The sequence below is a fragment of the Streptomyces sp. NPDC059874 genome (assembly GCF_042731135.1).
Taxonomy (GTDB): domain Bacteria; phylum Actinomycetota; class Actinomycetes; order Streptomycetales; family Streptomycetaceae; genus Streptomyces.
This window is the reverse complement of record NZ_JBHWJY010000016.1, coordinates 112,037-118,650: the sequence shown is the minus strand read 5'-3', so window position 1 is coordinate 118,650 and position 6,614 is coordinate 112,037. Positions and strand designations below refer to the sequence as shown.

5 protein-coding genes are annotated in these 6,614 nt (G+C 70.2%); 2 read left to right on the top strand and 3 right to left on the bottom strand.

Annotation, left to right across the window (positions count from 1 at the left end):
* Positions 1-201: 201 nt before the first annotated feature.
* Positions 202-1,977, bottom strand: a complete 1,776-nt coding sequence (locus ACFV9H_RS12420; protein WP_385396811.1) for a beta-propeller fold lactonase family protein — start codon at positions 1,975-1,977, stop codon at positions 202-204.
* Positions 1,978-2,276: 299 nt separating this feature from the next.
* Here ACFV9H_RS12420 and ACFV9H_RS12415 point away from each other — a divergent pair, with 299 nt between their 5' ends.
* Complete coding sequence (locus tag ACFV9H_RS12415) at positions 2,277-3,167, top strand: recombinase family protein (protein ID WP_385396809.1); 891 nt, start codon at positions 2,277-2,279, stop codon at positions 3,165-3,167.
* A 156-nt stretch (positions 3,168-3,323) separates the two neighbouring features.
* Here ACFV9H_RS12415 and ACFV9H_RS12410 read toward each other — a convergent pair whose 3' ends face one another.
* A complete protein-coding gene (locus tag ACFV9H_RS12410; protein WP_385396807.1) occupies positions 3,324-4,058 on the bottom strand; it encodes an SDR family oxidoreductase in 735 nt (244 codons plus the stop codon).
* 71 nt (positions 4,059-4,129) lie between these two features.
* On the opposite strand from ACFV9H_RS12410, the gene ACFV9H_RS12405 reads away from it, so the two are divergent.
* A complete protein-coding gene (locus ACFV9H_RS12405) occupies positions 4,130-5,077 on the top strand; it encodes a LysR family transcriptional regulator (protein WP_385396805.1) in 948 nt (315 codons plus the stop codon).
* A gap of 390 nt (positions 5,078-5,467) precedes the next feature.
* Here ACFV9H_RS12405 and ACFV9H_RS12400 read toward each other — a convergent pair whose 3' ends face one another.
* A complete protein-coding gene (locus tag ACFV9H_RS12400; protein ID WP_385396803.1) occupies positions 5,468-6,322 on the bottom strand; it encodes a hypothetical protein in 855 nt (284 codons plus the stop codon).
* Between the last annotated feature and the right edge of the window lie 292 nt (positions 6,323-6,614).

The following is a 6,614-nucleotide window of genomic DNA, read 5'->3' as shown; positions in this document are numbered from 1 at the left end:
GGGGGCCCGGGGGCGGGGGGCCCCCCGGCGGGGGGGTTGCCGCGGCTTGGGGCCGGGCCCCCCCCCCCGGCCCCCCGCCCGGGGGGCCCCTCGGCGGTGAACCGCCCCACTGCGACTGCAGCAGCGCAGGGCAGCAGGGCGGGTCAGGAGGGGTGGGAGCGGGCGGTCACTCAGACCGCCGCCGGGTGTGTCGTGTCTTCGCTACGGGCAGTTGGTGACGGTGTCGCCGGGGCCGGTGGCGCAGGTGTCGCTTCCGGATCCGCCGTTGAGGGTGTCGGCGCCGTTGCCGCCGCTGAGCGTGTCGTTGCCGTCTTCGCCGTTGAGGGTGTCGTTGCCGTTGCCGCCGCTGATCATGTCGTTTCCGGGTCCGCCGTTGAGGGTGTCGTTGCCGTTGCCGCCGCTGATCATGTCGTTTCCGGATCCGGCGAAGACGGTGTCGTTGCCGTTGCCGCCGCTGATGTTGTCGTTGCCGCCGAAGGAGCAGATCACGTCGTTGCCGGATGTGCCGGCCAAGGTGTTGGCGGCGCTGGTACCGAGGATCGTGCAGCCGTGGGCGTTGTTCACCGTGGTGTTCGCAGTGTCGGTGTTGTTGGCCGGCACCGGGTCGGATTCTGTGGCGCTGGCCGTGGCGGTGTCGGAGATGGTGCCGGTGGCCGTGGGTTCGACGACGACGGTCACCGTGGCGCTGCCGGGGGCGAGGGTGCCCAGGGTGCAGTTGGCGCTGGTGGATGTGGTGGTGCAGCTGCCCTGGCTGGACGTGGCCGACAGCAGTGTGCCGGGTCCAGTGAGGGTGTCGGACAGCGTGACGCCGGTGGCGGGCGTGGCGCTGTTGTTGGTGACCGTCACGGTGTAGGAGGCGGTGTCGCCGAGGCTGACGGTGGCCAGCCCGGCCTTGGTGACCGATACGTCCACGCCGGCCGGCGGCGGCGTGCCGATCGCCACCCCGAACGGGCCGGTGCCGACGCCGACGGTGGCGATGACCGCGTTGGCGGCGGTATCGATCACCGACACATTGGCCGAGTTCTGGTTGGTGACGTAGGCGTGCATGCCGTCTGGTGTGATCGCGACACCCCTCGCGCCGTTGCCGACGCCGATGGTGGCGATGACCGCGTTGGCAACGGTATCGATCACCGACACATTGTTCGTGCCCCCGTTGGCGACATAGGCGTGCAGGCCGTCCGGGGTGATCGCGACACCCCTTGGGAAGGTGCCGACGGTGACGGTGGCGATGACCGCGTTGGCAACGGTATCGATCACCGACACATTGCCCGAGGCCGTGTTGGCGACATAGGCGTGCAGGCCGTCCGGAGTGATCGCCACACCGAACGGGTTGGAGCCGGCGGTGACGGTGGCGATGACCGCGTTGGCAACGGTATCGATCACCGACACACTATCCGAGGTCGCGTTGGCGACGTAGGCGTGCAGGCCGTCCGGAGTGATCGCCACACCGGTCGGGAAGGAGCCGACGGTGACGGTGGCGGTGACCGCGTTGGCGGCGGTGTCGATCACCGACACATTGCCCGAGGTCGCGTTGGTGACGTAGGCGTGCAGGCCGTCCGGGGTGACCGCGACCCCCCTTGGCTGGCTGCCGACGCCGACGGTGGCGGTGACCGCGTTGGTGACGGTGTCGATCACCGACACATTATTCGATCCGTTGTTGACGACGTAGGCGTGCAGGCCGTCCGGAGCGACCGCCACATCGATCGGGTTGGTGCCGACACCGACGGTGGCGGTGACCGCGTTGGTGGCGGTGTCGATCACCGACACATTATTCGAGTTGAAGTTGGCGACGTAGGCGTTCGGGCCCGGGTCGGCCCATGCAGGGGTCGGCGCGATGGCCGGCAAGGCCAGTCCCGCCAGCATGGCCAGCCCCGCCGTGCAGGCCCGCAGCCACGCCCATGACCACGGCCGAAGCGCTCTCCTCTCGGGCCTCGGACCGCGATACGACTCAGCCTGTCTGCCATCGTGCCTGCCCATAGGTACCTCCGCCTCACGAACAAGGGGTGGCCTCCGCCGGCCGGACCACGCCGCCGACAACAGACCGCGCGATCACTCAATGTGATCGCGCGTCAGCTTAGTGTCGATGGGTTGATTCTGGCGCTATGACACGATTCATCCGTCCCCCTGGGGCGGATGCACTGTCTCGCGGCCGGGGTGTTTCATAGGTGGTCCCTGTTGCAACACGGTGCCCGACCGACGTTCCCGCAGGCCGCCGCGTTTCACCAGTCGTTTCCTTGCTCTTGATCGGTGAAACGCACTCGTGAAACGATTCCGGCGTGATCACCGACCCGCACAAGCTCGTCGAAGCGCACAAGTGCCCGATGTCCACCTGCACCGCCCCGGCTGGCTCGCCCTGCCGGACCACCGCGGGCAAGGTCGCACTCAAGTACCACACCGCCCGCTTCCAACTCGTCCCCGCGCTCCGCTCCGAACTCCACGTGGCCACCCCCGCCGTCCGGCATCCCGGCTCGGCCTGGACCGCTCTACCGGTGCAGAAGCTCGCGGCGCCCGCCGTCCCGATGGAGATCCGTCTCGGGTACGCGCGTGTCTCCACCCGCACCCAGGAGATCCAGTCACAGGTCGACGCCCTCGAAGCCTCCCAGGTCCACCGGCTGTTCCAGGAGCAGATCAGCACCCGCGTGCGCGAGCGCCCGGAGATGAAAGCGACCCTCGCCGCCGCCCGCGAGTACCGCTCACTGGGGGCGAAGGTCACGCTCGTGGTGCACGAGATGAAGCGGCTGGGGCGCGGCGCCCTGGAGCTGCTCAAGGTCGCCGAGGAGCTGCGCGACGCCGAGATCGAGCTGGAGTTCCTCACCGGCCCGCTGGCGGGCAAGCACGATCCCGCCGGCCACGGGGCCGCCCTGTTCGCGTTCTTCGCCGCCATGGCGGAGTCCGAACGCGACTACATCCGCGACAAGACCCTCGAAGGCCAGGAGACCGCCCGGTCGAAGGGCAAGGCCATCGGCGGTACGAAGGTCTCCGACGAGGACATGCTCGCCACCGCGCTCCGGCTGCGCGACGAGGAACACCTGTCGCTGCGCGAGATCGCCTCCCGCCTCGTCATCCGCACCGGAAAGAAGCGCGGCCAGCACCCCGCACCGGCGACCGTGATGCGGATGCTGCGCGAGCACGACGAGCAGAAGGCCGCGATGGATCCCACGCGCTGACCTGCGGATCATTCCTTGGCGTTGTTTTTTCTGCGAGAGCTACTGGGACCCCAGTAAGGCCCGTGGGGATGGGCGCCGTGCAAGAGGCCAGTGATCGTCACCGCGGGGGTTGAAAACACCCCGGCAGGCTTCGGGCGGAGACGGTGCGGCATGGTCTCACCAGGGAATCGGCCCGCCCTCGGCCAAAAAGGCGCCCGTCGGGCCGTCCTCGCCCGCCGTCGCCAGGTCGACCGCGGCGGCCGCGCCCTCCTCCGCCGTGCGTATCCCGGTGTGGCGGTTGAGGTCGGTCGCGCAATAGCCGGGACTCACCGCGTTGACCAGGATCCCTTCGGCGCGCAGTTCATCGGCGTAGAGCACGGTGATCGCGTTCAGCGCGCTCTTCGAGGTGCAGTAAGGGAGGAGGATCGAGGAGTAGGCGGACCACGGGCTGCCCGGGTCGGCCAGGTGGGTGAGGGAGCCGAGTTCGCTGGACATGTTGACGATGCGTGCGGCGGCGGAGCGGCGTAGCAGGGGGAGCATGGCGTGGGTCACCGCGATGACGCCGAACACGTTGGTCTCGTAGACCTGCCGGACGGTGGCGGCTGGGGTTTCGCTCGGCTTTTGCGGTCCGGCGGCGATCGCGGCGTTGTTGACGAGGATGTCGAGGCGGCCGAACGTGGCGTCGACGTGCTTGGCGGCGGCCTGGACCGAGGCCTCGTCGGTGACGTCCAGCGGAACGAACCGTACGTCGGCGCCGCCCGCGCGAAGCTCCTCGGCCGCCGCCTCGCCACGCTCGGCGTTGCGGGCGCCGATCAGCACGGTGATGCCGAGGGCTGCGAGCCTGCGCGCAGTTTCCTTGCCGATGCCCTTGTTCCCGCCGGTGATCAAAGCAGTCTTCTGCGAAGTCGTCATGGCACCCAGCCTCCCCTCACCCACGGGCGGCAGGGAAAGACCGGAAGACTCTGGATCTATAGTCCACAGATATGAGTGAGCTGGAGGTGCGGGAGCTGAGGTACTTCATCGCGGTCGCCGAGGAACTGAACTTCAGCCGGGCCGCGCAACGCCTGGGGATGGCGCAGCCCCCGCTGTCGAAGGCGATCGCTCAGATGGAGTCCCGGCTCGGTGTACGCCTGCTGGAGCGCACCACCCGGCAGGTGAGGCTGACCAACGCCGGTCAAGTGCTGCTCGACCAGGCCCGGATCGCGGTCGACGCGGTGCACGCGGCGGCCCGGCGAGCACGCCGGGCCGGTCAGCCGACACCCCAGCTCGTCGTGGCGGTCAAGCCGGGAGGCGATGCCGGGCTGCTGCGGGACATCCTCGCCGCCTACCGGGGGACGGGTTCGCATCTGCCGCCGCCTGAAGTCGTCGTCGGCGGCAGCGGAGAGCCGATCGCCATGCTGCGGGACGGCCGTGCCGACGTAGCGCTGCTGCGCAGCCCGTTCGACGGTCAAGGGCTGGATTCCCAGACACTCGTGGTCGAGCCGCGACTGGCCGTCCTGCCCGCCGCGCACCGCCTGGCCGGACGCCGGCGACTGCGGCTGACCGACCTCAAGGGCGAACCGATCCCGCGCTGGAAGGGGGCCGCCCCCTCCACCACCGCCTACTACACCGGATACGACGGAGCGGAAGCAGGCGATGGCCACAGGGGCTTGGCGCCGGCCGACCCTCCTGAGGGGCCGCTCGTGGCCAGTGTCGAGCAACTCCTGGAGGTGGTCGCGCTGGGGCAGGCGGTGGCGTTCCTGTCACGCTCCACCACCGAGCGGCACCAGCGCCCGGACATCGCATACCGGCCGGTCACCGGCCTCAGCCCCAGCGCGGTCATGGTCGCCTGGCCGGAGACCTCGCGATCCGCAGCCGTCGCCGCCTTCGTCCGAGCCGCCCACGACGTCGCCGCCCACCACCCCGACCACATGACCGCACTGGCCTACTGATCGGGGGCGCTCACCCCTCGCCATGACGATCACCGCAGGACCAATTTCAGACAACCACCAGCGCGAAGAAAGGCCGGCACCCCCTCACCCGCCACCGCCATGCGCATGCCGCCTCGTCCCCGCGCTCGACCGCTACGGCCGGTCCCTCGAGGACCTGGTCACCATGGTTCGGCGAACGCCGCCGCCGCGAGATCGGCTTCCGCTCTCTGCGCGAACGCCTGGACGCCGCACGCGCCCGCGGCCGTGTCGGCGGCCGACCCACCGTCGCCACCCCCGAGATCATCCGCGCCGCCCGCGACCTGCTCCCCAACCCCGAGAACTCGATCTCGGCGCAGACTGACCGCTACCGCCAAACCCGGACCGATCCTCCCGAATGCCGGTTGGTGTTCCTCAGGCTTCGGCAGAGTCGGCAGGGCAGAACTGCTCGAGGAGGAGGGGCGTTCCGAGGGCGAGGGTGACCAGGCGGCGGTGGGCGGCTTCGAGGGTGCGGCGGGCGGCGGGGAGGCCGGCGGGGGGTGCGGGGCGGCCGTTTCGGGGGCGGCCGGGGGCGGTGGTGACCCAGAGCTGGTGGACGTCGCCGCCGTGGAGGGTTTTGCGGTGGCCGGCGGTGAGGGCGTGGTGGGTGTCGTGCCAGCGGGCGAGGGCGTGGCGGCTGACGGTGTCGAGGGGATACCAGGCCCCGGCGACGCGGGCGCGGGGGAGGGGGCGGTCGAGCTGGAGGTCGTCGAGGGTCATGTTCTGGAGGCGGGCGAGGCCGTGGCCGGTGGTGACGGCGAGGGCGATGAGGGCGGTGGTGCGTTCCCAGGTGGAGTCGAGGATGCCCTCGGGTTGGTGGGCGGTGAGGAGTTTCAGGGTGCGGTGGGCTTCGGTGGGGCTGAGGCGGGGGGCGAATTCGGGTTTGGGGACGGTGAGGGAGAGGGGGTGTCCGGCGTGGGCGGAGAAGGTGTTGAGGGTGCTGGTGCGGGCGGCCATGGCGTTGGCGGAGGCGGGGGCGGCGGGTCCGCGCAGGCTGTTGCGCCGGCGGGTCTCGCCGGAGGCGGCGGCGCTGAGCCAGGCTTCGGCGTGGGCGGGGTCGAGGAGGTCGGCCAGGGTGAGATCGGCTTCGGGGCACTCCTTGAGGGTGGCCAGGTGGGCGGCGTACTCCTGGAGGTAGGTGCTGCGCAGGCGGCGGGTGGCTTCGCCGGGGACGGCGGCGAGGAACGCGGCGACGGCCGCGCGGGCGGAGCGGCCGGGTGTGGGGCTCATCAGGAGAACCTCCCAGGTTCGAAACCGTCCGGTCAGAATAAGAGCAAGAAGCTCACACGTCCCACCCTCCCCGTCACAGCTGGCCTATCGTTTCGGTTCGTGTCGAGCCGACTCGGAACGTGCAGAATCAAAACGTACTGTGCGGACCCCTGGCCCCGGGGCACACGCGCTCCCAGGGCCGGGTGACAGTTGAAAGAGAAGGCTTGGCTGTTTGCTGTTATTTTCACCATCCAGCGGTAGCGGAACGCGCCGGGGCAGCGATCTCCCCGGCCGCTGCCGGGCAGGCGACGGC